Genomic DNA, 23,328 nt, shown 5'->3' with positions numbered 1-23,328 from the left:
ATGATGATGCGTAAAGGGCTGTTCTCCGCCTCCGCGGGCCTGTTGCTGCTGGCTGCTGCCGCTGTGGTTCAGGCCAAAGATTTTGGCACGTTAAAATTCGCCACCGAAGCGGCCTATCCGCCGTTTAACCAGTCCACGCCGAGCGGCAAAATTGTCGGCTACGAGCCCGATATGGTGGCCGAACTGGCGAAACGCGCGGGATTCAAATATGAAATCGTCGCGCAAAAGTGGTCCGGACTGATCCCCGGCCTCGCTGATGGCAAATATGATGCGGTGGTCGATGCCGTCACCGTGACGCCAAAACGTCAAGAAGTGGTGGATTTTACCCATCAGTACACCGTGAGCGTTTCGGGCTTCGTCACGCTGAAGGGCAGCGCAGTAGATACCCTGCCGGGCAACGGTGAAGTGGTACAGGCAACCGATGAAGCCGGTATGAACAAAGCCATCGACGCGCTGAAGGCGAAGTTCAAAGGCAAAACCATTGCGGTGCAGGTCGCTACCATTCAGGCCGATTTCCTCAATAAATACCTCGGTGATGTCGCGACTATCCGTACCTATCAGGCCGGCCCGGAAACCTTCGCCGATCTGCTCAATGGCCGGGTTGATGCGGTCATGGCATCGCGCACCAACCTCAATGCTTATGTGAAAAAACACGCGGATACGGTAAATAGCACCGGTTACGGCTTTGTGGGGGGGGTACTGGGCCAGGGCTCGGCGATTGCCATTCGTAAAAACAATCCGGAGCTGAAAGCCGCGCTGGATCAGGCGCTGGTGTCGATGATCAAAGACGGCACGCTGAAGCAACTGTCAGAGAAATGGTTCGGCGAGAACGTCGCGCCTGCGGAATAATGCTGAGCGCTTATGACTATTGACTGGCAACTGTTAGGTTTTGGTGACGAAGGCTGGGGCGGCGTGCTGCTGGACGCCGCCACCGTCACGGTAACGGTCTCGCTGTGTGCGTGGCTGCTGGGCGCGATGCTCGGCAGCCTGCTGTGCTGGATGCAGATTGGTGGCGGCCGCTGGCAGCAGCGTGTTGCCAGCGGCTACATCACGCTGTTTCGCGGCGTGCCGGAGCTGCTGGTGATCTACCTGTTCTACTTTGGTGGCCGACAGGTGGTCGGGTTTATCGGTGAAGCTATCGGCCTGCAGGGACCGTTTGACGTTAACGGCTTCGTTGCCGGCGCGATCGCCATCGGGCTGATTTCCGGCGCTTATCAGAGCAGCGTATTTCGCGGCGCGTTTTACGCGATCCCCGCCGGCACGCTGGAAGCCGCTACGGTCACCGGTATGGGCCGTTTTATGCTGTTCCGCCGCATGATTGTGCCGCAGGCGCTGCGCACCGCGCTGCCGGGCATGGGTAATCAGTGGCAATCGGTGATTAAGGAGTCGGCGCTGGTATCGGTGACCGGGCTGGTGGAAACCATGAACCAGATTTCCACCGCGTCGAATTCCACCCAGATGCCGTTTTTCTTCTACAGCGTAGGCGCGGTGATTTACCTGATTATCACCACCTGTTCAGATTTCTTCTTCCGCTATGTGGAAAAAGTGGCCATGCGCGGGCAACAACGCGCGCGGTTGTAAGGAGCCACGATGGATTTCACCTTTTTACAGCACACGCTGGCGGCGCTGCTGCGCGGACTGCCGCTGACGCTCAACCTGGCGGTATTGTCCCTGCTGGGCGGCGGAATACTGGCGCTCCTGCTGAATCTGCTGCGTCAGCATCGCCTCGGCAGCTACGTTACGCGTTTTTATGTCTGGCTGTTCCGCGGTACGCCGCTGCTGATTCAAATCTTCATGATTTACTATGGCCTTGGCAGCCTGCCGGCGGTGCGCGAAAGCGTGCTGTGGCCGCTGCTGCGTGAGCCCTACTGGTGCGGGCTAATTGCGCTGATTCTCAACGACGCGGCTTACACCGCCGAGATCCTGCGCGGCGGACTGAATGCGGTTAGCGTGCAGTCACTGGAAGCGGCGAAAGTGTGCGGCATGTCGCGCTTCACCACGCTGCGGCGCATCACGCTGCCGCTGGCGGTGCGACAGGCGCTGCCGGCCTACAGCAATGAGATCATCTCGATGATCAAATCCACGTCGCTGGTGAGCACCATCAGCCTGATGGAGATGACCGGCATCGCCGATTCCATCGTGTCAGAAACCTTCCGCGCGCTGGAGGTGTTTATCAGCGCGGCGATTATCTATCTGCTGCTGACCGTGCTGGTGAGCAAAGCGGTGGCGCTGCTGGAGCGCCGTTTGTCCCCTTATCACGCTGGAGCACGTTAATGAACAAACCCACTATTGCCCTGAGCCATCTCAGAAAAAGTTATAGCGGGCATGAAGTGCTGCATGACATCAGCCTGACGGCGCAGGATGGCGACGTCATTTCGTTGATCGGCGCCAGCGGCTCCGGTAAAAGTACGCTGCTGCGCTGCATCCCGTTTCTTGAAGTGCCACAGGCCGGTGAGATTGCCGTCGGCGATGAAGTGGTCACCCTCGATAACGCGGACGAAAAGCTGAGCCGTGAACAGCGCCGCCGCATTAAGCTGATGCGCATGCAGCTCGGCTTTGTGTTTCAGGGCTTCAATCTGTGGCCGCACAAAACCGTGCTGCAGAACATCATTGAAGCGCCGATCCATGTGCAGAAGCGCAGTCATCAGGAGGCCGTTGCTGAGGCCGAAGCGCTGCTGCAAAAAGTCGGGTTATACGAAAAGCGAAACGCGTGGCCGTCGCAGCTTTCCGGTGGCCAGCAGCAGCGCGTGGCGATTGCCCGGGCGCTGGCGCAGCAGCCGAAAGCGATACTGTTTGATGAACCCACTTCCGCACTCGACCCGGAGCTGGTGGGCGAAGTGCTGCGCGTCATCCGCAGCCTGGCGGAAGAGGGGCGCACCATGATTATCGTCACCCATGAAATGGGGTTTGCGCGCGATGTATCAAACAAAGCGGTGTTTCTGCATCAGGGCAAAATCGAAGAGTCCGGATCGCCGCAGCAGGTGTTCAGCGAACCGATCTCGCCGCGCTGTCGCGCTTTTGTCAGCAGCCACCTGCAGCGCAACAGCTAACCAGATTTGTGCCAATGGTGTTCTAAGCCAAATTATGGAAAAATCGCCCTCCCTCAACGGAGGGCTTTTTTATCGGCGCAGGGAAGGTGCACGTCGTTGCGCACTTCACGTCCATCGATAACCAGCTACCGTCAGGTCTGGCTGCTGTTGCGTCACCGCGCGACAGAGAGGGCCGAAATTTTCCTCATTTTTCTACAGGCGGAGTACGTAATGGGCGCGAAGGTGTGGTTAGTGGATGATGATGTATCCGTGCGCGAGTCGCTGGGATTTCTGCTGCGAACCGTGGACTACGAGGTCGCCGACTTTGCCGACCTTGCATCGTTCGAAACCGCCGCCGCCGGTCAGCAAGCCGTATGCGGCTGTCTGCTGCTTGATGTGCGACAGCCAGAGAGTAGCGGCCTGAGCTGGCTGGCCCGGCAGGGCGCACGCCATCCGCTGCTGCCGGTGATCATCATGACCGGGCACGACACGCTGGAGGCCTGCCGTCGCTTGTTTGCTCAGGGCGCCTTTGCCTTTTTCACCCGGCCGCTGGAGATTGAATCGCTGCTGGAGACGGTCCGGCTGGCGATGCGTGAGAGTGAGCAGCGCGCCAGCCTCTAATGATGCCGCACCGTGTTGCCGGAAAGCGCGCGTCGGGAAGCCAGCGCGCACAGCAGCGGCACCGGCAGGGTAAACAGCAGTAACAGCCACAACAGCACATACACCGCATCCACGCCGTCGTTTTGCAGATTGTTGTACAGCTGCGCCGGCATTCCGTGGGGAAACCAGGCGAAAATCATCACAATGCCGAATTCGCCCATCGCCCGCACCCATGCCAGCGCCGTAGCCGACGCCAGGCCCGGTGCGGCCAGGGGCAGCGCCAGCCGCCAGAAGCGTGGCCACGGCGCGGCACCCAGCGTCCGACCCGCTTCAAGGATCTCCTGCGGCACTGCGATAAACGCCGAGCGTGCGCTGGTGACAAAGTAGGGCAGCGCGCCATACCACTGCGCCAGAATAAAGGCGGCGGGATTGTTCACCAGCGTCCAGCCCAGCTTGCTCAGCAGCTGGCCGGGTAAACTGTACGGACCGTACGCGCTGACCAGCAGGATTCCCATCGCCAGCGGCGGCGTCAGCAGCGGAATCATCACCAGCGTTTCCACCAGCCAGCGTATTTTTCCCCGCGCCTGCGACAGCCACCAGGCCAGCGGTAAGCCGGTCAGAAAAATCAGCACCAGCGCGATCGCTCCCAGACTGAGCGACGTGGTAATCGCCGCGCCGTCACCCCACGCCAGCCGCAGGTGTTGCCAGTGTGTGACGCCCGTCAGGGTGATAAACGGTACGGCCAGCAGCACCAGGGCGGGTAGCGACAGCCACAGCGCGCCAGCATGGCGGATTTTCATGGGATATAAAGCCCATCGCCCTTCGGTGCGGCATAACCTTGCTGTTTAAACAGCGCCTGTCCTGACGGACTCAGCATGAAATCTACAAAGGCTTTGCCAATGGCCGTACCGTGCGGCGCATTCCTGAGCACCGCCGCGTAGTAGACCAGTGGCTGGGTGTGCAGCATTTTATCTTTACCCTGGCTGTCTTTGACGCTAAAGCTGACCGTATTGTACCACTTAGTCGCCATCGCCGGATTGCTGAGGTTGATTTCATCGGGCAGCGCAATGTAAGGCAGATGGGCAGAGATCACTTCGCTTTCATAGCCTGCAGCCGCATCCACCTGACCGCTCTCGAGCCGCGTCAGCAAGCCACCCTCCAGATGGGTTTGCGCGGGATTCTGGTAACCGCCGAGAATGTTGTCAGCGATGCCGGGCTGCCGGTAATACTTCTGCGCCAGTAGCAGGGTAAAAATAATGTTCTGGCCTTTAGGATCGTTTACCGGATCGGTCCGGCCAAATTTCAGTCCCGGCGCTGCCAGCAGCTGAAGCCAGCGGCCATCATTGCCTTTGGCTGCGGCAAACTGCGGCGCAAACGGCCCTTTTGGGTTATAGGCAATCACCATGCTGGTGCTGGCTACCGGTACTGCGTTGTCGATCAGCCCGGCGTCTTTCAGGATCTGCATCGGACCGGGAGTAATAGACACGAACACGTCAGCGGTGATTTTTTTGCTCGCCAGCAGGCGCGCCATACCATAAGCCCCCTGGCCCTGACCTTCATACTTACCGTCATGCTGTTGTGCAAATGCCGGGCCCAGTGCCTGATCCATCACTTTTCCCATCGAACCGGCATACGTCACGCGGATATCCATGGCGGCCTGCGCCGGTAAACTCAATCCGCCGGCGGCAGTCATTAACAGTAGGGTAAGCGTCTTCACGCGGAGATTCCTTTTCGCTATATAAATGAGTAGATAGCGATTATCGGAATTCTCCGTTTTAGCGCAAGGTAAAATCTGTTGCGAAATCCTGCGGTCGCGCGCCAGCGCCGGGTTTTAGTACCATTGCAACGCGTGCTGAGAGAAAAAAATTCATTTACCGATCCGCAAGCTACCGCAAACGCAGGCGGCCAGCCGTTTGCTGGTTAAATAAGCGGCTATAGTTATCCCAGTTGGATTATTTTGCATGCCGCTGGGCGTGCACCTTTTCCTCATTTGCCTGGAGCCCGTTACTACGTCACGAGGTTTAACGTGTTTGCCGATCTTTCCTGGAAAATCATTCATCAGGTCATCAACCAAACCATCGCTGAGATGGTGGATGAACAGCAAACGCTGGACGTGCTGAGCCTGCGCAGGCGCTTGAGGGAAATGGCGGAGAACGAAACTAACGAAGAGATGGTGCTGTGTTACTGGCAGGCCAGCAAAGTGCTAACGCGTTTGCCGCCCACCGTCACCGCCAGCCAGCTGATAGAAGAGGCGCGCCATGCGTTCCGCAGTCCGCCCAGTCACGATTCGCTTTAACGCGAAATGCTTTTCTTTCCCCGTTGCGCTTAACAGACTCTAATTGGCTGAAATTTAATCATAATCATGCAATACGCTCTGCTAGACTTCCTGGGTTAACAATGCTGAAAACAGAGGACAGTAATGAAAATCAAAAGTTATGCCGCACACAACGCTGGTGATGCGCTGGTACCGTACGAGTACGAAACCGGTCCGCTGGCGGCGGAAGAAGTGCTGGTTGAGGTCGATTACTGCGGTGTGTGCCATTCTGATTTGTCGATGATTGATAACGAGTGGGGCATTTCCTCTTATCCGGTCATTGCCGGTCACGAAGTGATTGGTCGCATCAGCGCACTCGGCGATGCGGCGCAGGACAAAGGATTGAAGGTCGGCCAGCGCGTGGGTATCGGCTGGACCGCGAAAAGCTGCCAGCACTGTGATGCCTGCATCAATGGCGAGCAGGTCAACTGTGAGAACGGTTCAGTGCCCACCATCATGAACAAAGGCGGTTTCGCCAGCCATCTGCGCGCCGACTGGCAGTGGGTGATTCCGCTGCCGGAATCCATGGACATCACCTCTGCCGGTCCGCTGCTGTGTGGCGGCATTACCGTATTCAAACCGCTGCTGATGCACCATGTAACGGCCACCAGCCGCGTCGGCGTTATCGGTATTGGCGGCCTAGGCCATATGGCGATCAAACTGCTGCGCGCCATGGGTGCAGAAGTCACGGCGTTCAGTTCGAATGCCAGCAAAACCGAATCCATCAAAGCCATGGGTGCCGATCGTGTGGTCAACAGCCGCGATCCGCAGGCGCTGAACGCGCTGGCCGGGCAGTTTGATTTGATTATCAGCACCGTAGCCGTCGATCTGGACTGGCAGCCGTACTTCCAGGCGCTGGCTCCGCACGGTAAGTTCCACACCGTGGGCGCGGTGATGAAGCCATTTGAAGTGCCAGCGTTCAGTCTGATTCTGGGCGATCGCGCGGTAACGGGTTCTTCTACCGGTTCACCGGGCCAGCTGCGTAAGCTGATGCGTCTGGCGTCACGCGCCGATGTGGCACCGCAGGTGGAAGAGTTCCCGATGTCAAAAATCAATGAAGCGCTGGATCACGTACGCGCCGGTAAAGCCAATTACCGCGTGGTGCTGAAGGCCGATTTCTGAGTCGGAATCTGAGGCGGATAACACGCTGACGTTTGTCAGACAAAACGGCGGATGGGGGATCATCCGCCGTTTTTTACGCCTTATCCCTGCGAATCATCCTTTTCGCCGAGGAAGAAGTACCACAGCGGAATCGACATCAGTGCGGTGAACACCGTGGTGTAAAGCGCGATCATAAAGCCCTGCGTCAGATACATGGTCAGCGTCCAGTGGCTGAACGGGATGCCGTATTGATCGATCACGCCGCCGATAATCGCATTGCTCATCACCGTACCGACAATCAGCGCCAGAATAAACAGCCCACGCAGGTAGTAACGCATCTCCTTGCGTTTCACCGTGAAACGCGCCCGTACGATACCGAGCGGCGACTGCTGCGCGGCGAGAATTTCCGCTTCGCTCATCGGCGCCCGCTGTTGTCTGCGCCAGCGCAGTACGTCCACCAGCACGAAGGCCAGCAGGCTGACGCCCATCACCGGCAGGGCATAACCTAGCGCCAGCGCCAGCATCAGGCAGACCCCTTTGGCATAGTGCGGCAGCGCCAGCCAGCTTGCGCTCAGGGTTTGCGCCGGACTGGCCTGATCCAGCGCCGGGCGGCGCAGCCACCACATGCGATAACCCAGCACAATCATGCTGCACAAACCCAGGCCAAACAGCGCCAGCAACAGCTGATTAGGCCAGCCAAACAGCACGCCCATGTGCGCATCGACACCCCAGCGCGTCAGTTTTGCCACCAGCGGGAAGCGATCAAACCAGACGTGATCGACAATCGCGAAGCTGTGCGGATTCACGGACACCGCATCCACCTGGGTGGGCCAGCTGCGATCAATCTCACTGACCGTCCAGGCTTTGCCCTCGCTTTTCGGCTGGCGCAGCTCAACTTTAGCCGCGCGGATGCCATCCTGACGCGCCGCCGCCAGCACGCGATCCCAGTCAGCGTCGGCGGCATTTGCCGGCAGTGACTTCGCTGGCTGCGCCGCCGGTTTCGCCATCGACGACATTGGCATGCTGGTCATGTCCATGTCCGGCATACTGCGGTGATCGGCGTGAGGATCCGCCGGCGCGGCGGGCGCATCACCGCTGAGCGCCGTATTTACCTGTGGCGTCAGCCAGTTAAGCTCGGTGCGCATCTTATCGATATTGCTACCTGCCCATTGTGACCAGGTGAGGCCGGTAACAGAGAAGAACAGCAGCCCGAGCAGCAGCGTCAGCCCTAGCGTGATGTGCCAGTGCCGGTTAAAGACAAACCCCTTTCGCACGGTTTTCAGCCGGCGTTTTGGTCGCGTGCCCAGCCACAGCAGCACACCGCCGAGCGCGGCCACCCACAGCCAGCTCGCCGCCAGTTCGCTGTAGTTGCGACCAAAGTCACCGAGTAACAGGCTGCTGTGCAGCAGATCGAGCGTGGTGCGCAGCGGCAATACGCCACTGGTGCCATACACCGTCATGTCGCCGGTTACTTTGAGGCTGTAGGGATCGATAAACACCGCGCGCGACTGCGACGGACCGAGTGTGGCATCGCTGAACTGTACGCGCGTGGTATCGCGCGCGGCGGGCGCGGGTCGAACCGCATAAATGTGCTGATTTTCGCCCGCATAGGCGCGTGCCGCGGCGATCTGCGCCGAGAGCGGTTGCACATTGCCCTGCGGCTGCGCGGTGAGCGCATCGGCGTAGAGCAGATTTTCCAGCTGCGGCGTCAGCACATACAGCGTGCCGCTGAGCGCCGCCACGAAGATGAACGGCGCGACAAACAGGCCAATATAAAAATGTAAGCGGCGTAGCAGATTAAGCACCGCGCCGCGCGGTGCTGCAGAGTGAACAGCAGACAAAGCCGTCTTCCTTCCGATAAGAGAATGTCAGGGCACAGCGCAGGCGTTGTACCGATTAATGAGATTCAGCAGGAAAGAAAAACCGGTGGCGCGCGCGGACGATGGGTACCGCTGAAGCGGCGCGGCCGGGGTGCCACCAGCGGCAGCAGCGGTGGGGCGCGCGAGATCACCAGCATCAGCCAGATGAACGGGATAAACACCCACATCATCAGCGGCACATGCACCAGCAAATCACAATAGCCGCAGGCAAATTCGCCGTCGTCCATGTTGTGATGCATCATGCCCGGCATCGCCATCTCCATCGGCATATCGTGATGGTGCATTGGCATGGCAGATGAAAGGCTGTGCGACGCCACGGGGTCAATGCGCGTTTGCCGCTCCAGCAGCGTTTTCGACACAATCGGCGCGACGAACAGCAGCAGCACCGCCACAATGGCGACGCAGGCGGTCAGGCGCTGGCGAAAGTGATAGGAAAACGTCATGGCAAATACTGAGTGCTTCAACAAATGAGGCCGAAGTGTAACGCGATTGCCGCACAAGGGTTAATAAAAGTGAGGCTGGGAGCGACAAAATTCGCACCTTTTGAAAAGGGTCACTTAACGTGGTGTGTTTGTTAACTTAATTGCAACCTGATGAGTACATTAGAGAAACACTCTGAGCTGTACAGCGAGCTCTGACTGTCAGCAACGATTTGCTGCAATCAACGGTGTTTTCTGTTGTTGTTGCAATGGTGTGGAACCTGTACTATTGACCTGTACAAGTCTGAGGCCACTATGAATAAATTCACCTATACCAGCGCGCGTGAGAATTTTTCTCAGGTGCTTGACCAGGCCATTGCGGGCGAAGCTGTGGAAATTACACGTCGCAGCGGCGATTCTGCCGTCGTCATTAGCAAAGCGCATTTTGATGCCTATCGTAAAGCTGCGCTTGATGCAGAGTTTGCCGAACTGATCGGGGAGTTTGATGCCTCAAATCAGGCGCTGGCCGATAGATGAATCATGTTTCAGCCGATGAAGTCATTGCGCTTCACGATTATGTGTTGAGACGTTATGCCGGTGTTACGGGAATGCAGGATCCGGGCCGTGCGCAAGCCATCGTTACCCGAGTCATTAATCGGCAGTTTTATGAAGGTGTGCAGGATGTTTACGAGCTCGCTGCAACCTATTGGGTTGCTATTTCTCGTGGTCACATTTTTGCTGACGCTAATAAACGGACTTCTCTCAACGTCACCATGCTATTTCTGAAACGCAACGGGGTAAAGGTGCATGATCGGCCAGAGTTAGTTGAGCTGACCGTTATGGCTGCCACCGGTGAAGCGGGCATTGACGATCTTGCCCGCGCATTACGCTCATTCTTTAGCGCTCATTAACCCGCATCAAAATATCGATCGCCCCAGCCGCTCCGTGAGTTTCTCCAGCATGGCGGTGCCGGCCAGCGAGTTACCGGAATGATCCAGCGCCGGTGACCAGACGGCAATACTCATCTCACCGGGAATCACTGCGACAATCCCGCCGCCGACGCCGGATTTAGCCGGCATGCCCACGCGCCAGGCAAACTCTCCGGCGCCGTCGTACATGCCGCTGGTCATCATCAGTGCGTTCACCTGCCGCGCCTGGCGTGCAGAGATCACCGCCCACTCATCATCCAGCGTGCGGCCGTGATTGGCGAGATAGAGAAACGTGCGCGCCAGTTCGCTGCAGCTCATTGCCAGCGAGCAGTAGTGAAAGTAGGTTTCCATTACTTTACTGACGTCATTATGAAAGTTGCCAAACGACTTCATCAGCCAGGCAATGGCGGCGTTACGCGCCGAGTGCTCATATTCAGAGCGCGTGACCGCACGGTCATACTGAATGTCCGGCTGCTGTGCCAGACGACGCACAAACTCCAGCATGCGCTGGCGTGGCGCGGTGAGCCGGCTTTCCAGCAAATCGCACATCACCAGCGCGCCGGCGTTAATGAATGGATTGCGCGGCTTTCCCTGTTCCAGTTCAAGCTGCACCAGTGAATTGAATGCCTGGCCGGATGGCTCTTTGCCTACGCGCTGCCAGATCTCGGCGTCCTCGTACAGCGTCAGCGCGACGGTAAGCGACAGGACTTTAGAGATGGACTGGATCGAGAAGCGCGTGCCTGCATCGCCGGCCTGGTAGCTGCGACCATCGGCGGTGGCAATGGCGATGCCCAGTTGATCGGCATCCACGCCGGCCAGCGCCGGGATGTAATCTGCCACTTTCCCCTGACGGGTGAGGGGGCGTACGTCCGTGATAATTTCTTCAAGCAATGCATTACTGAGTTCCGACACCTTGTGGCTCCGGGGTGACTAATCCTGGCGCGATCATGGTGATTTGCCGTCGGCGCGTCAATCCACCGCGCAAAATTCTGTGAGCATGCTGCAGCAAGCCTGCCACCGCATTGCGGATTTTCTGCCCGGTTTGTTGCGCCCGATCGCAACCCAGCCTGGCGCCGACGCCACATTGCGCGGCCTGAGGTAAAATTATGTTGCGAATGATTGAGTTACCGATCAGGTAATTTTGGTTATGCTAAGCCCCAACTCTTTCCGGCGCTGCCAATGCGCTCAACTGTTGTAATTGAGGATGACGATGTCTGCCTTACCTGATGCCACCGAGCCTGCCAACGCGATGCGCGCCGGGCGCTTTATGCTGCTGCAAAAACTGCTGCGACGCGACAAAACCCCGCTGGCATTGCTGCTGCTGGCCGCGCTGGTCGGTATCCTCACCGGGCTGGTGGGTGTGGCTTTCGATCGCGCGGTCAATTTTATTCTCCACCTGCGGATCGGCTGGCTGACAGAGCGGGCGGATAACCTGGCCATGGCGTTGCTGAGCGCGTTTTTTATCTCGGCGCTGCTGGGCGGCATCGGCTATTTTCTGGTGCGCCGCTTCGCGCCAGAGGCGGGAGGCTCGGGCATTCCGGAAATCGAGGGCGCGCTGGAAGAGCTGCGCCCGGTGCGCTGGTGGCGCGTGCTGCCGGTTAAATTTATCGGCGGCATGGGCGCGCTGGGCTCTGGCATGGTGCTGGGACGCGAAGGACCCACGGTACAGATTGGCGGCAACATCGGCGGTATGTGCCTCGATCTGTTTCGCGTGCGCGATTCCGAATCGCGTCATACGCTGCTGGCGACCGGTGCGGCGGCGGGGCTTTCGGCGGCGTTCAACGCGCCGCTGGCCGGCATTTTGTTCATTATCGAAGAGATGCGCCCGCAGTTTCGCTATAGCCTGATATCGATAAAAGCGGTGTTTGTTGGCGTGATCATGTCGAGCATTGTCTTTCGCGTGCTCAACGGTAACGAAGCCATCATTAATATCGGTCAGCTGCGTGACGCGCCCACTGAGACACTGTGGCTCTATCTGGTGCTGGGTGTGCTGTTTGGCGGCTGCGGCGTGGCGTTCAACCGGCTGATATTTCTCGCACAGGACCAGTTTCAGCGCCTGCATCTCGGACGTACCGGGCGCTGGGTGCTGTTCGGTAGCCTGCTGGCCGGACTGTGCGGCGTGCTGGGTTTACTGCTGCCGCAGGCGGTGAGCGGCGGAACGACGCTGATTCCGGATTTCGCTACCGGACACTATGGCGCGCTGGCGCTGTTTGCTCTCTTCGCGCTGCGCACGCTGGTCACCATTTGCTGCTTCTCTTCAGGCGCGCCGGGCGGCATTTTTGCGCCCATGCTGACGCTGGGCACGCTGCTGGGCACCTGCTTTGGTCAGCTGAGCGCCGACTGGTTCCCGCATTATCAGCTGGAAGCCGCCACCTTTGCCGTCGCCGGGATGGGCGCGCTGTTCGCCGCCTCGGTGCGCGCGCCGCTTACCGGCATCGTGCTGGTGCTGGAGATGACCAATAACTATCAACTGATCCTGCCGATGATCATCACCTGCCTGGGCGCGACGCTGGCAGCGCAGTTCTTTGGTGGCAAACCGCTCTATTCCTCAATCCTGGCACGCACCCTGGCCAAAGCACAGCTCACTAACCGCGCCAGCGCCCGGACGGATTAGGCGTTTTTCCGGCGGCCATGACAGTTGAAGCCGGTTAACACTATCGGCTTCACTCTCCGTCCTTATCGTGCTGTTAAAACTCAACGGTGGCAGAATCGATCCCGCAGGCTTTGGCGTAACGCGCAATGGTTTCAAAGCTGGCAGAGGTAATATTCTTTTCCATGCGCGAAACCGTGGGCGGTTTTACCCCCATCCGCTCAGCCACTTGTGCACTGGTCAATCCGGCATGCTGCCGCCACGCTTTGAGCAAGGCTTGCATACGGTCTTTTCGTTCCTCTGCTTCCCAGGCTGCGCGGTATTCAGGATCCTGAAGCATTTCTTCATGTAGCTGATTATGGGTTTTATATTTCATTGAGCATCTCCTCCAGACGACGTAACGCTTTTTGAATCTCAGCTTCCGGGGTTTTTTGACTTTTCTAAATGAAAAGCTGCCACATATATCGTGGCGGGCCAGGTCTGCAGGAGTGTATTAACTCAGGGGGATTGAGACGCCCGATGCGATCAATGCTTCAGGTGCTGGTCTATGAAAGTTTTGATTCGATCGGGCGTGTTGATATCACCTCACGCCCGGCTTTTAACCCATCTGATGCGCTGGCTGAGGCTCCAGAGCATCAGTGCGGCGAGGGCAATGCTGCCGAGTACGGCGAAAGCGACCTGATAAGACCAGGCGGCGGCGATGCTGCCGGTCAGTGCCGGACTGCATGCCGCGCCCACGCCCTGCATCAGCATGACGAAACTCTGGCCGGCATTGGTGTGTCCGCTGCCGTCAAGCACGCTGACGATGTAGCCCGGTACTGCCACGCCCAGCAGCCCGGCGGCCAGACCATCAAGAATCTGTACCGGTACCATCGCATAGGTGCCATCGAACAGGGAGGCGATGCCGGCACGCACCGGCAGCACCACCAGCGCGAGGGTAATCAGCAATGGAAAACCGAGGCGGCTGGCGTTTCGGGCGGCGAATAACGCCACGGGAATCATCACGCATTGCGAAATCACCACGGTTGCAGCGGTATAAACACCCGGGCTGAGCTGTCCGCTGTGCGTTGCCGCCGCGCGAATGCCCAGCATCGGCAACAGCGCGGCGTTGCCGAGGTGAAACAGCAGCAGCGTCAGGCCGGTAATCAGCAGCACCGGATTGCGCAGCAGGGCAGAGAAACCCGGAAGCTCTGCGGCCTGCTGTCCGGCACCGCCGCGCGCCGCGCGGTCATCGATCGCGTTACGCTGAATGGCGGCCACTGCAAAACATGCGCACAGTGCCATCGCGGTCATCAGGATAAAAACCGCATCGGTGCCCCACAGCCAGACGGCAAACCCGGCAAACAGCGCGGCAGTCATATTGCCGCCATGATTGAACGCCTCGTTTCTCCCCATCTGCTGGCTGAACCCCTGAGAGCCGGTCAGGCCGAGGGTGACGCCGGTCAGTAACGGGGCAATAAGCGCGGCCGCGAGACCGGTAACCACCTGCGAGCCAACCACCACTCCACCGTAAGGAAACCACCACAGCATTAGGGTGGCCAGCGTAATGAGCAGTGAGGCCAGAATCAGCAGCCCTTTTTTATGGTGCGTGGCATCGGTTGCCAGACCCGCCGGCAGCGTAGCCAGCAGTCCGGCTAAACCACCGGCAGTCATCGCCCAGCCAATATCATCCGCTCTCCAGCCATGTTCAGTAAGAAATATTCCCAGGAAAGGGCCGAGTCCATCCCGCACATCGGCCATGAAAAAATTGACCAGGCACAACGCCTGGAGAGACCGCAAAGCAGCGGGATGCGCTATCGGATTTGCATTCATGTTGTGATGAGGAAAGAGTGGAGGATGGTGACAAGCATAGAGCAGCAATGTGACATCGTAAATTAGCGCAGCGCGATTGGCGCACCGCTCGTACTGCGCTATACATCGCCCGCCGACTCACGGATAATTTGCTGTCTTACGCCCTTACAGAGATAAGCAATGCTGGAAAATCATCCGTCGCGTGACGCCATCAGGCTGGAGAATGTGCTGGCCGCGCTGGGCAATCCGATGCGCATGGCGGTCGTCGCGCTGCTGGCACAGGGGGAGGCGCGCAGCTGCGGTTCGCTGCTGCAAGGCGTATCCAAATCAACCTTAACCCATCACTGGCGGGTACTGCGTGACAGCGGCGTAATCTGGCAAAAACCCTCTGGCCGCGAGAATCTGCTGTCACTGCGGCGCGACGATCTGGACGCGCGCTTTCCTGGTCTGCTTGATGCGCTGCTCAGCGCCGCCGTTGACGATGCCGCCACCCGAAGCGCGTTGCAGGCTTTTCAGCACGCGGAGTAGCGCCCTTTTCGCCGGAGCGGCTGCAATTGCAACAGCCTGGCGACAGCGGCTGCTGCATCCGCAACAGACATTCCTCATCCTATCATTCAGTTAGCCCGCAAATCAGACGTTTAATCTCTGCCAGCAACTGGCACGCTCACTGCATAGCTTCTTATAGCCAAAAGCATTAATGAAGATGATTTTCCATTAATCCAGCTATAAGAAGTCTCAGGAGAAACCTATGTCACAGGTAAAACCGCTGCAGTTTGCTTACTGGGTGCCTAATGTTTCAGGTGGTTTAGTTATCAGTCAGATCGAGCAGCGCACGCGCTGGGACGCGGAGTACAACCGTGAACTGGCGAAAATCGCTGAACGCGCTGGCTTCGATTATGCCCTGACGCAGATTCGCTTCACCGCCGGCTATGGCGCTGATAATCAGCACGAATCAGTCACCTTCTCTCAGGATTTGCTGAGCCACACCACAAAACTCAAAGTGATTGCCGCGCTGCTGCCGGGGCCGTGGAACCCGACGCTGGCGGCGAAGCAGATCGCTACCATCAGCCATCTGTACGGTCCGCGCATCGCGGTGAACATTGTCAGCGGCTGGTTTCGCGGCGAGTTCAAAGCGATTGGTGAACCCTGGCTCGATCACGAAGAGCGCTATCTGCGTTCGGAAGAGTTTATTCGCTGCCTGCGCGGCATCTGGCGTGAAAGCAGCTTCAGCTTCGCCGGAGATTTTTATCGCTTCCGCGACTACGCGCTCAAGCCTAAACCACTCGATCCGCTACCGGAAATTTTTCAGGGCGGCAGCTCGCGCGCCGCGCGGGACATGGCTTCACGGGTGTCTGACTGGTACTTCACCAACGGCAACACGCCACAGGGCGTACGCCAACAGGTGGACGATATCCGCGCCAAAGCCGCCGTCAATCAGCACGCCGTTAAAATCGGCCTGAATGGTTTTGTCATCGCCCGCGAGAGCGAACAGGAAGCTCAGGCGGTGCTGCAGGAGATCATCGCCAAAGCCAATCCGGATGCAGTGAAAGGCTTTCAGCATGAGGTGAAAAATGCCGGCAGCGCGTCGCCGGAAGGCGAGGGCAACTGGGCCAAATCCTCCTTCGAGGATCTGGTGCAATACAACGACGGTTTCAAAACCAATCTGATTGGCACGCCGCAGCAAATTGCTGAGGGCATCATGGAGCAGAAACGCGCTGGCGTGGATTTACTGCTGCTGGCGTTTCTGCATTTCCATGAAGAGGTGGAGTTCTTTGGGCGTGAAGTTATCCCACGCGTGCGCGAACTGGAACGACAGGAGGCGCTTAACGCCGTCACGGTCTGAGGTCAGATAGCGCGGTCGCGTCCGGCCAGCAGCGCCATCGCCATTTGCAGCGCGCTTACTGCCAACAGCATCAGCAGCGGGAGCTGCCAGCTGCCGCTGACATCATGCAGCATGCCGAAGCACAGCGGTCCCAGCGCCGCCAGCCCGTAACCCACGCACTGCGCCATGCCGGAGAGTTTCGAGGCCTGGCGATGGTCCCGGGTGCGTAAATTAAACAGTGACAGGCTGATCAGCAGCGAGGCGCCCGCACCGAGGCCTGCCAGAATCAGCCACAATAGCGACCATGCGGGTGCCAGCAGCAGGCCGGTCACCGCGATGAAGATCGACAGCGAGGCCAGCAGCCCGATCAGACGCTGATCGCGCAGCTGCTTCAGCGCCCGCATACAGGCCAGATTGGAGGCGATCGCCACAATTTGATAGACGAACAACATGCCGCCCGCCTGCAGCTGACTGATGCCATTATCCTGTGCGAACGGGGTAAACCAGCCAATCAGGGTATAAAACAGTAACGACTGGCTGGCCATGAACAGCGAAACCTGCCAGCCGATCGCGGAACGCCACGGCGAACGCGTTACGGTGACCTCTGTCGCGCGCTGCGCATGCGTCGCGGGATTTTTCAGCTGCGGCAGCCATGCCAGCAGCGCGATCAGCGCCGGAATCAGCCAGACCGCCAGCGACAGACGCCAGCCGGCGCTGCTGAGTTCGGCCAGCGGCACGGCCACGCCGGAAGCGATGCTGGCGGTGATGCCCATGGTCATGGCATACAGCCCGATATAACGCGCGGTGTGCGCGGTGTAATCCCGCTTAATCAGCGGCGGCAGCAGGACGTTGGCCGCCGCGATCCCGCTGCTGAGAATCAGCGTCCCCAGCCACAGTGCCGTTTCGCTGCCGCTGATTCGCAGCAGTGAACCCAGGACGATCAGGAGTAACGCTCCCCACAGACTGCGCTCCAGGCCAAAGCGATTGCCAAACCAGGCGGCTGGCGGAGCCAGCGTGGCGAACATCAGCAGCGGTAAAAAGTTAATCACGCCGGCAGCGCTGGCGCTCAGGCCAAATGTCAGGCGAATATTTTCCAGTACCGGCCCGGTGGCGGTGATGGGCGTGCGTAAGTTGGCGGCGGTCAGTAACAGCAGCAGCAGGAAAAACCCGGAACGACGCAGGACAGAATCAGCAGATAAAGCGGTATGGGACATGTTTGCGCACCATAGAAATGAGGCAGAAAGTCTCTGCATATGGTGCGTTGATTGACGTTAACGCGTACGCAGCAGCCTGGACCGCTGAACCGCTGGCTATACTAACCAGCTGTTAAATCGATGTAAAGCAGACCCACTCGGCCTCCATGCAGGATAACCTTCTTGCCGCTTTGCTTATCTGACGGTGATAGCACGCGTCCGTGACCTGGCTGGTATTTACGCTGCCGGTGCGTTTTTTTGCCGGGGACTTGCGCCTTTCGCTATCCACGTCCACCTTTATACTCTCACTCTTCGCAAATGGACCAATGATGCTCTGGTTATGGAATGCGCTTATCCTGCTGGCTACCGTGATACTGATGGAGATCGTCGCGGCGCTGTCGCATAAATATATTATGCATGGCTGGGGATGGGGCTGGCATTTGTCGCATCATGAACCACATGAGAGCAAATTTGAGCTCAACGACCTGTATGCCGTGGTGTTTGCGCTGCTGTCGATTGGCCTGATTTGGCTGGGTGTCAACGGTGTCTGGCCGCTGCAGTGGATTGGCGCTGGCATGACAACCTATGGCGCGCTCTATTTTATGGTGCATGACGGCCTGGTCCATCAGCGCTGGCCGTTTCGCTATATTCCACGCAAAGGCTATCTGAAGCGATTGTATATGGCGCACCGCATGCATCATGCCGTGCGGGGACGGGAAGGCTGCGTTTCCTTTGGCTTTCTTTACGCCCCGCCGCTGCACAAGCTGCAGGCGACGCTGCGCCAGCGCCATGGGCGTCGTGTCAACGCGGACGCTGCCACAGACCGGCAGGACGCGCCTGGGGATGAGCAAGGCGCGAAGTAAGCGCGACGCCGGCACCTTTTACCAGCAGCGCCAGCTTTTCGCCTTTACTGGTGCGCTGGCGCGTATCCCATGCCCGGGCACCGGCATGCTGCACTTTTACGCCAATTTCCCGGTAAACGCCGCGCGCGGTGGCGATTGCCCATGCCGAGCGCAGCGGCAATCCGGGCAGCCCGCTGCGCGCTGACTGATAGTACGGCTCGGCCTCGCGCACCAGACGCGCTGCCAGCGGGGCCAGCGCTGCGCGATGTTGCGGATCGGCAAGCTGGGCGGCGCTCAGTCCGGCCTCATCCAGCCAGCTTTGTGGCAGATAGCAACGGCCATTCTCCGCGTCCTCAACGATATCCCGTGCGATATTGGTCAGCTGAAACGCCAGACCCAAATCACAGGCGTGATCGAGTACGCGCTCATCACGTACGCCCATCACGCGCGCCATCATTAATCCCACCACGCCGGCCACGTGATAGCAGTAACGCAGCGTGTCCCCGAAACACGCGTAACGTTCTTCACGCGCATCCATCGCAAACCCTTCCAGATGATCAAACGCCAGCTGCTGGGGAAGCTGATGCGTCAGCGCCACTTCCTGAAAGGCACGAAACGCTGGTTCATCCATGTGGGCACCGCTGTAGGCGCGGCGGGTTTCGATTTGCAGGTGGCGCATCCGTGCCTGGGCATCTGCCACCGCGTGCTGCGTGCCGCCTTCGCCCAGCGTCTGACCATCAATCACATCGTCACAGTGACGACACCAGGCGTACAGCATCAGCGTACTGCGGCGCGTTGGAGGATCAAACAGCCGGGTAGCGCTGGCGAAACTTTTAGAGCCCTGCGCCATGGTTTGGGTGACCTGCTCAATCAGCGGCGGTTGGTTCATCCGGTCAGATCCTCCACCATCAGCTGGGCGGTCGCTTTCGCGGAGCCGATCACGCCTGGCACACCGGCACCGGGATGCGTGCCAGCCCCCACCAGATAAAGGTTATTAATGTCGGCATCGCGGTTATGCGGCCGGAACCAGGCGCTTTGCGTCAAAATGGGTTCGAGCGAAAACGCTGAGCCCTGATGCGCGTGCAGCGTGTCGCGAAAATCAAACGGCGTAAACATACGGTGTGTCACTAACTGCTGTCGCAGACCCGGCATATAGTGCTCCTCCAGATAAGCAAAAATGCGATCGCGCAAGCGCGGTCCTTCCTGTTGCCAGTCAATTGCGGCGGTACCGAGATGCGGCACCGGTGCCAGTACGTAAAAACTGCCGCAGCCCGCCGGTGCCAGCGACGGATCGCTGGAGCAGGGCGCGTGCAGATACAGCGAGAAATCTTCCGCCAGCTGGCTGCTATTGAAGATCTCATCGATCAATTCACGATAGCGCGGACCAAAGCACACCGTGTGGTGCGCCAGCTGCGGGTGGGCATGATTAAGACCAAAATAGAGCACAAACAGCGAGTTGCTCATCCGCTTGCGCTTCAGCGTCGCCGCGCGTTTACGCGCCGCAGGATGCTGGCTTAACAGGCGATCGTAGGTATGCACCACGTCAGCATTTGACGCAACGGCGGCGGCGGCAAAACGGCGCCCATCCTTCAGCTGGACACCGCTGATGCGGTTACCCTCGGTCTCCAGCTGGCTGACTTCGGCGTTGAGCAGCAGTTCACCGCCCAAATCGCGAAACAGCCGCGCCATGCCATCAACCAGCGCGCCGGTACCGCCGCGCGGAAACCACACGCCCCATTCGCGCTCCAGCGCGTGAATTAAGGTATAGATCGAAGACGTTGCAAAAGGATTACCGCCGACCAGCAACGAGTGAAAGGAAAAAGCCTGGCGCAGATGATCGTCCTGAATAAATTTCGCTACCATGCTGTAGACACTGCGCCAGGCCTGCAGCCGACCCAGCTGTGGCCCGGCACGCAGCATGTCGCGGAAATGCAGAAAAGGCACGGTGCCCAGTTTCAGATAGCCCTCACGAAACACATCCTGTGAATAGGCCAGAAACTGGCGGTAACCGGCGACATCCTGCGGATTAAAAGTAGCAATCTGCTGCTCCAGCTGCGCCTGATTGTTGTCGTAGTCCAGCTGCCTGCCGTCTTCCCAGCACAGGCGATAAAACGGCGTCACCGGCATCAGGTCGACATAATCACTGAGTTGCTTGCCTGCCAGCGTAAACAGCGCCTCGATAGCGCTGGGATCGGTAATCACCGTCGGACCGGCATCAAAGGTAAAACCCTGATCCTGATAAACATAGGCGCGCCCGCCAGGCTTATCGCGCTGCTCCAGCAGCGTGACCGGCACGCCGGCCGCTTGCAGACGAATCGCCAGCGCCAGGCCACCGAAGCCTGCGCCAATCACATAGGTGCGTTTCATTATTTCTTCCCTGGTAACGGAGAGGTCATCATCAATGCGCGCAGCGCTTCGCCGAGAGGGACCGGCGGTTTGCCGCACAGAATGCGTGCTTTATCGCTGAGGCGCAGTTGCCCGGCGTAAAAGCGGCTAATCAATCCGGCGTCAAGCCGGTAAAAACGCTGCATCACACGCCAGCGCTGTTCAGGCCGTCCGGCAAGAAACAGCATGCGATTTAACAGACGTAAAAAGCGCTGCTCGCGCCAGTGCTGACGGGCAAAGGATTCGATGCAGTGGCTCAGCGTATGGGCATCGGCGGGCAGCGTGCTGGCAATCATCTCCGCCAGCGCCACCGCGGCGGGCAGCGAGTAACCGGTGGTGGCGTGAAACAGTCCGGCGCGCAGCCCGCTGCACGGTTGTCCGTGCTGCTGTTGCCAGAACTGATCGATATCGCCGCTGAGCGTGATCGGCAGCGAACCGTGCTCCTCGCGCAGCAGCTGGCGCAGATTCCAGCCGCGCTGGTGGGCATAATCCGTAATGTGCCGGCGCGCCTGTGCGGCATCCAGCGTGGCATGGTTGATGTAATGGGTATCTTCAATCAGTAAACGGCTGGCACTGAGCGGCAGGGTGTAAACAAAGCGATAACCCTGCTGCTGATCGACGCTGGCGTCCATCAATATTGGCTGCTGCAGGCCATGCGGCGCGGCCAGTTGCCACTCCTGACCGACAAATGCCTGATAGCCGAGCTGCAGATGCGGTGTCGGCTGCAGCCCGCGTCCGTCAATCACCGCCTGCGCCTGTAACATCCCGCCATCCGCCAGCCTGACCCCGGTGGGTGAGACCTCGCTGACTGGCGCTGCGGTGCGTAGCGCGGCACCGAGCACCTGCTGCAAGTGCCGGGCAAAATCCGCCGAGGCAATCGAGCAATATTCACCATCCAGCTGGCGACGCAGGGTGGGGAAGCGTACCTGATAACCGGGCCAGCGCGCCGAAAGCAGCGGTTCGAGCCAGCGGAACTGCGCTTCGCTGACGTCTTCGCGATGGAACGACCAGGTATGATTGCCGGCCGGCTGCGCCTGGCTCTCCAGCAGCAAAATTTTAAGTGCGGGCTGCAGCTGGTGTAAACGCAGCGCAATCAGCCCGTTAGCCAGGCCAGCACCGACCAGAATGACATCATAGGGTGCGCGCATCAGGTGGCCTCCGCCAGCACGATTTGCTGCTGACACAGCGCCTGCTCGACAATATCCGCCGCGCGCGTACAGCCACCGGCCCGCTGCAGCTGCGCCTGAATGGCTGACATGCGCAGACGATAGCGATCGTCACTCAGCAACTGTTGCAGGTGTTGCTCCAGCTGCGCGACGCGGCTGAAACGTGAGGCGCGCCGGCCGACGCCATGCCACTCAATACGTGCCGCCACACCGGGCTGATCGAAGGCGATCGGCAGCGCCAGCATCGGCGTGCCGCATTCCAGTGCTTCCAGCGCACTGTTCAGACCGGCGTGAGTGATAAACAGTTGCGCATGCTGCAGCGCCGCCCGCTGATCCACAAAATCGGTCACCCACGCAGCACCGGCCAGTCTGAGCTGATGTGCCTGGCTGGCAGTCAACCCGCCGCAGTGTGCCACCACCAGCGACAGCTGCTGATTGCGGCAGGCCTGGGCCAGATGCAGAAACAGGCGAAAACGATGCCCCTGTAGCGTGCCCAGCGAGGCATACACCACTGGCTGGCGCAGCGCTGGCCAGGGTGCGGCGAGCGCGCCGCTAGCGACTGGAGTCCGCAGCGGGCCTACGCTGTGATAGCAGGCTGGCAGTTGCTGACGCGGAAAATCAAAAGCGGGCACCAGCTGACTGATTTGCGCCAGCGGCGACAGACACTGATGTAAGCCATGGCGTTCGGGCAGGCCGAAGGCGCGCGCATGACGAGCGATGACAGCGCCATGACGACGCATGATGCGGTCGTAGATGTCGCTGCTGGCCTGATAGCGCTGCAGCGCTTTCTCATCCTGAGCAAAGCGAAAGGGCATTACCGCCAGCGGAATGGCCGCTTCACGATTGACCGGCAGCGCGCAGGCCACCGACACGAACGGCAGCTGTAACGCCTCTGCCACCAGACCGCCAGCCGCTTCCATTTGATCGGCAATCACGCCATCGACCTGCAGGCGTTGCAGCACCGCGGGCAGTCCGCGGCATAGCATATCGGTGGTGCTGGCCAGATCGTGAATCACGCGAAACAGCGACAGCCCGCCCGGTGCGGCCAGCCGCCTGAGTTCGCTGGAGAGCGATCCGGCAGGATGCGTGCGCTCGCCGACGGCCACAAAGGCAATGCGCTCGTCGCTCAGCAAGGTACGTGCATCACTTTGCTGGATAAAGGTGATGCGATGTCCGCGCGCCAGCAGCGTTTGCGCCAGCGCCTGCAATGCGTGAAAGTGGCTGTAGAGCGGTGGCGCAATAACGGCAAAATGCCCCATAGGTATGA

Annotated in this window: 25 protein-coding genes; 13 read left to right on the top strand and 12 right to left on the bottom strand. The window is 59.2% G+C overall.

Translation table 11 applies throughout. From position 1 onward, the window contains the following. The 5 genes from CBW22_RS18250 to CBW22_RS18230 all read left to right on the top strand — a co-directional run bounded on the left by CBW22_RS18250 (position 1) and on the right by CBW22_RS18230 (position 3,650). On the top strand, positions 1–849 hold the full coding sequence (locus CBW22_RS18250) for a transporter substrate-binding domain-containing protein (protein WP_254919535.1): 849 nt from the start codon (positions 1–3) through the stop codon (positions 847–849). Positions 850–861: 12 nt separating this feature from the next. Then, positions 862–1,581 carry an ABC transporter permease gene (locus CBW22_RS18245; protein WP_058758979.1) on the top strand — a complete coding sequence of 240 codons (720 nt, stop codon included), beginning with the start codon at positions 862–864 and terminating at the stop codon, positions 1,579–1,581. A 9-nt stretch (positions 1,582–1,590) separates the two neighbouring features. Continuing rightward, a complete protein-coding gene (locus tag CBW22_RS18240; protein WP_058758980.1) occupies positions 1,591–2,274 on the top strand; it encodes an ABC transporter permease in 684 nt (227 codons plus the stop codon). After that, positions 2,274–3,050, top strand: coding sequence for an ABC transporter ATP-binding protein (locus tag CBW22_RS18235; RefSeq protein ID WP_021508869.1), 777 nt, complete (start codon positions 2,274–2,276; stop codon positions 3,048–3,050). Before CBW22_RS18240 ends, CBW22_RS18235 begins: the two co-directional genes overlap by 1 nt. A gap of 96 nt (positions 3,051–3,146) precedes the next feature. Further along, complete coding sequence (locus CBW22_RS18230) at positions 3,147–3,650, top strand: response regulator transcription factor (protein WP_254919534.1); 504 nt, start codon at positions 3,147–3,149, stop codon at positions 3,648–3,650. Here the strand turns inward: CBW22_RS18230 and CBW22_RS18225 are convergent. Together CBW22_RS18225 and CBW22_RS18220 are read right to left on the bottom strand one after the other, a co-directional pair. Further along, positions 3,647–4,429 carry a molybdate ABC transporter permease subunit gene (locus tag CBW22_RS18225; protein ID WP_088517426.1) on the bottom strand — a complete coding sequence of 261 codons (783 nt, stop codon included), beginning with the start codon at positions 4,427–4,429 and terminating at the stop codon, positions 3,647–3,649. The genes CBW22_RS18230 and CBW22_RS18225 overlap by 4 nt on opposite strands. Further along, positions 4,426–5,322 (bottom strand): extracellular solute-binding protein, encoded by an 897-nt coding sequence (locus tag CBW22_RS18220; RefSeq protein ID WP_088517425.1) that lies wholly within the window; start codon positions 5,320–5,322, stop codon positions 4,426–4,428. Before CBW22_RS18220 ends, CBW22_RS18225 begins: the two co-directional genes overlap by 4 nt. Before the next feature lie 333 nt (positions 5,323–5,655). On the opposite strand from CBW22_RS18220, the gene CBW22_RS18215 reads away from it, so the two are divergent. Next, positions 5,656–5,925, top strand: a complete 270-nt coding sequence (locus tag CBW22_RS18215) for a hypothetical protein (protein WP_010616678.1) — start codon at positions 5,656–5,658, stop codon at positions 5,923–5,925. 123 nt (positions 5,926–6,048) lie between these two features. Beyond that, positions 6,049–7,065 carry an NADPH-dependent aldehyde reductase Ahr gene (ahr, locus tag CBW22_RS18210; RefSeq protein ID WP_021508873.1) on the top strand — a complete coding sequence of 339 codons (1,017 nt, stop codon included), beginning with the start codon at positions 6,049–6,051 and terminating at the stop codon, positions 7,063–7,065. 80 nt (positions 7,066–7,145) lie between these two features. Here ahr and CBW22_RS18205 read toward each other — a convergent pair whose 3' ends face one another. Together CBW22_RS18205 and CBW22_RS18200 are read right to left on the bottom strand one after the other, a co-directional pair. After that, positions 7,146–8,885, bottom strand: coding sequence for a DUF2534 family protein (locus CBW22_RS18205; protein ID WP_088517424.1), 1,740 nt, complete (start codon positions 8,883–8,885; stop codon positions 7,146–7,148). 65 nt (positions 8,886–8,950) lie between these two features. Then, a complete protein-coding gene (locus CBW22_RS18200) occupies positions 8,951–9,367 on the bottom strand; it encodes a DUF2946 domain-containing protein (RefSeq protein ID WP_088517423.1) in 417 nt (138 codons plus the stop codon). 291 nt (positions 9,368–9,658) lie between these two features. On the opposite strand from CBW22_RS18200, the gene CBW22_RS18195 reads away from it, so the two are divergent. Both CBW22_RS18195 and CBW22_RS18190 read left to right on the top strand, forming a co-directional pair. Continuing rightward, the gene (locus CBW22_RS18195; RefSeq protein WP_088517422.1) at positions 9,659–9,880 is read left to right on the top strand and encodes a type II toxin-antitoxin system Phd/YefM family antitoxin; all 222 of its coding nucleotides are present in this window, start codon (positions 9,659–9,661) and stop codon (positions 9,878–9,880) included. Further along, positions 9,877–10,254, top strand: coding sequence for a type II toxin-antitoxin system death-on-curing family toxin (locus CBW22_RS18190; protein WP_088517421.1), 378 nt, complete (start codon positions 9,877–9,879; stop codon positions 10,252–10,254). Before CBW22_RS18195 ends, CBW22_RS18190 begins: the two co-directional genes overlap by 4 nt. 6 nt (positions 10,255–10,260) lie before the next feature. Here the strand turns inward: CBW22_RS18190 and glsB are convergent, their stop codons facing one another. Next, positions 10,261–11,184 carry a glutaminase B gene (gene glsB, locus CBW22_RS18185; protein WP_088517420.1) on the bottom strand — a complete coding sequence of 308 codons (924 nt, stop codon included), beginning with the start codon at positions 11,182–11,184 and terminating at the stop codon, positions 10,261–10,263. Between the two features lie 298 nt (positions 11,185–11,482). On the opposite strand from glsB, the gene clcA reads away from it, so the two are divergent. Further along, on the top strand, positions 11,483–12,886 hold the full coding sequence (clcA, locus tag CBW22_RS18180) for a H(+)/Cl(-) exchange transporter ClcA (protein ID WP_088517419.1): 1,404 nt from the start codon (positions 11,483–11,485) through the stop codon (positions 12,884–12,886). Between the two features lie 73 nt (positions 12,887–12,959). Here clcA and CBW22_RS18175 read toward each other — a convergent pair whose 3' ends face one another. Beyond that, complete coding sequence (locus tag CBW22_RS18175; RefSeq protein ID WP_088517418.1) at positions 12,960–13,238, bottom strand: helix-turn-helix domain-containing protein; 279 nt, start codon at positions 13,236–13,238, stop codon at positions 12,960–12,962. 209 nt (positions 13,239–13,447) lie between these two features. Then, a complete protein-coding gene (locus tag CBW22_RS18170) occupies positions 13,448–14,674 on the bottom strand; it encodes an MFS transporter (protein WP_058758987.1) in 1,227 nt (408 codons plus the stop codon). A 159-nt stretch (positions 14,675–14,833) separates the two neighbouring features. Here CBW22_RS18170 and CBW22_RS18165 point away from each other — a divergent pair, with 159 nt between their 5' ends. Together CBW22_RS18165 and sfnG are read left to right on the top strand one after the other, a co-directional pair. Further along, entirely contained in the window at positions 14,834–15,181 is a 348-nt protein-coding gene (locus CBW22_RS18165; protein WP_021508880.1) for an ArsR/SmtB family transcription factor, read from the top strand. Between the two features lie 220 nt (positions 15,182–15,401). Then, a complete protein-coding gene (gene sfnG, locus CBW22_RS18160; protein WP_088517417.1) occupies positions 15,402–16,496 on the top strand; it encodes a dimethylsulfone monooxygenase SfnG in 1,095 nt (364 codons plus the stop codon). A 2-nt stretch (positions 16,497–16,498) separates the two neighbouring features. On the opposite strand, the gene CBW22_RS18155 is transcribed toward sfnG, so the two are convergent. After that, entirely contained in the window at positions 16,499–17,689 is a 1,191-nt protein-coding gene (locus CBW22_RS18155; RefSeq protein ID WP_088517416.1) for a CynX/NimT family MFS transporter, read from the bottom strand. Positions 17,690–17,997: 308 nt separating this feature from the next. Here CBW22_RS18155 and CBW22_RS18150 point away from each other — a divergent pair, with 308 nt between their 5' ends. Further along, positions 17,998–18,531, top strand: a complete 534-nt coding sequence (locus CBW22_RS18150; RefSeq protein WP_022547228.1) for a sterol desaturase family protein — start codon at positions 17,998–18,000, stop codon at positions 18,529–18,531. Here the strand turns inward: CBW22_RS18150 and crtB are convergent. Genes crtB through CBW22_RS18130 form a run of 4 tightly spaced genes read right to left on the bottom strand, consistent with a single transcriptional unit; the run spans position 18,470 to position 23,320 of the window. Next, positions 18,470–19,399: a 15-cis-phytoene synthase CrtB gene (gene crtB, locus CBW22_RS18145; protein ID WP_088517415.1), complete on the bottom strand. Its 930-nt coding sequence runs from the start codon at positions 19,397–19,399 to the stop codon at positions 18,470–18,472. The genes CBW22_RS18150 and crtB overlap by 62 nt on opposite strands. Then, positions 19,396–20,877, bottom strand: coding sequence for a phytoene desaturase (locus CBW22_RS18140; RefSeq protein ID WP_088517414.1), 1,482 nt, complete (start codon positions 20,875–20,877; stop codon positions 19,396–19,398). Before CBW22_RS18140 ends, crtB begins: the two co-directional genes overlap by 4 nt. Then, positions 20,877–22,043 carry a lycopene beta-cyclase CrtY gene (crtY, locus tag CBW22_RS18135; RefSeq protein ID WP_088517413.1) on the bottom strand — a complete coding sequence of 389 codons (1,167 nt, stop codon included), beginning with the start codon at positions 22,041–22,043 and terminating at the stop codon, positions 20,877–20,879. The genes CBW22_RS18140 and crtY overlap by 1 nt, the downstream gene beginning before the upstream one ends. After that, positions 22,043–23,320 (bottom strand): glycosyltransferase, encoded by a 1,278-nt coding sequence (locus CBW22_RS18130; protein WP_088517412.1) that lies wholly within the window; start codon positions 23,318–23,320, stop codon positions 22,043–22,045. The genes crtY and CBW22_RS18130 overlap by 1 nt, the downstream gene beginning before the upstream one ends. Positions 23,321–23,328: the final 8 nt, after the last annotated feature.

This window comes from Pantoea sp. VS1, from assembly GCF_002207995.1.
Taxonomy (GTDB): Bacteria; Pseudomonadota; Gammaproteobacteria; order Enterobacterales; family Enterobacteriaceae; genus Pantoea; species Pantoea dispersa.
Note: the sequence above shows the minus strand (reverse complement) of the source record. Positions and strands in the feature narration are given on the sequence as shown.

Bases quoted from the DNA above. Each gene is read 5' to 3' on its own strand.
- CBW22_RS18130 (WP_088517412.1), bottom strand. From the start codon at position 23,320: ATGGGGCATTTTGCCGTTATTGCGCCACCGCTCTACAGCCACTTTCAC.
- CBW22_RS18155 (WP_088517416.1), bottom strand. From the start codon at position 17,689: ATGTCCCATACCGCTTTATCTGCTGATTCTGTCCTGCGTCGTTCCGGG.
- CBW22_RS18170 (WP_058758987.1), bottom strand. From the start codon at position 14,674: ATGAATGCAAATCCGATAGCGCATCCCGCTGCTTTGCGGTCTCTCCAG.
- CBW22_RS18195 (WP_088517422.1), top strand. From the start codon at position 9,659: ATGAATAAATTCACCTATACCAGCGCGCGTGAGAATTTTTCTCAGGTG.
- sfnG (WP_088517417.1), top strand. From the start codon at position 15,402: ATGTCACAGGTAAAACCGCTGCAGTTTGCTTACTGGGTGCCTAATGTT.
- CBW22_RS18240 (WP_058758980.1), top strand. From the start codon at position 1,591: ATGGATTTCACCTTTTTACAGCACACGCTGGCGGCGCTGCTGCGCGGA.
- CBW22_RS18245 (WP_058758979.1), top strand. From the start codon at position 862: ATGACTATTGACTGGCAACTGTTAGGTTTTGGTGACGAAGGCTGGGGC.
- CBW22_RS18235 (WP_021508869.1), top strand. From the start codon at position 2,274: ATGAACAAACCCACTATTGCCCTGAGCCATCTCAGAAAAAGTTATAGC.
- CBW22_RS18175 (WP_088517418.1), bottom strand. From the start codon at position 13,238: ATGAAATATAAAACCCATAATCAGCTACATGAAGAAATGCTTCAGGAT.
- CBW22_RS18200 (WP_088517423.1), bottom strand. From the start codon at position 9,367: ATGACGTTTTCCTATCACTTTCGCCAGCGCCTGACCGCCTGCGTCGCC.
- CBW22_RS18140 (WP_088517414.1), bottom strand. From the start codon at position 20,877: ATGAAACGCACCTATGTGATTGGCGCAGGCTTCGGTGGCCTGGCGCTG.
- CBW22_RS18190 (WP_088517421.1), top strand. From the start codon at position 9,877: ATGAATCATGTTTCAGCCGATGAAGTCATTGCGCTTCACGATTATGTG.
- CBW22_RS18220 (WP_088517425.1), bottom strand. From the start codon at position 5,322: ATGACTGCCGCCGGCGGATTGAGTTTACCGGCGCAGGCCGCCATGGAT.
- ahr (WP_021508873.1), top strand. From the start codon at position 6,049: ATGAAAATCAAAAGTTATGCCGCACACAACGCTGGTGATGCGCTGGTA.
- crtB (WP_088517415.1), bottom strand. From the start codon at position 19,399: ATGAACCAACCGCCGCTGATTGAGCAGGTCACCCAAACCATGGCGCAG.
- CBW22_RS18225 (WP_088517426.1), bottom strand. From the start codon at position 4,429: ATGAAAATCCGCCATGCTGGCGCGCTGTGGCTGTCGCTACCCGCCCTG.
- CBW22_RS18150 (WP_022547228.1), top strand. From the start codon at position 17,998: ATGCTCTGGTTATGGAATGCGCTTATCCTGCTGGCTACCGTGATACTG.
- CBW22_RS18165 (WP_021508880.1), top strand. From the start codon at position 14,834: ATGCTGGAAAATCATCCGTCGCGTGACGCCATCAGGCTGGAGAATGTG.
- crtY (WP_088517413.1), bottom strand. From the start codon at position 22,043: ATGCGCGCACCCTATGATGTCATTCTGGTCGGTGCTGGCCTGGCTAAC.
- CBW22_RS18250 (WP_254919535.1), top strand. From the start codon at position 1: ATGATGATGCGTAAAGGGCTGTTCTCCGCCTCCGCGGGCCTGTTGCTG.
- clcA (WP_088517419.1), top strand. From the start codon at position 11,483: ATGTCTGCCTTACCTGATGCCACCGAGCCTGCCAACGCGATGCGCGCC.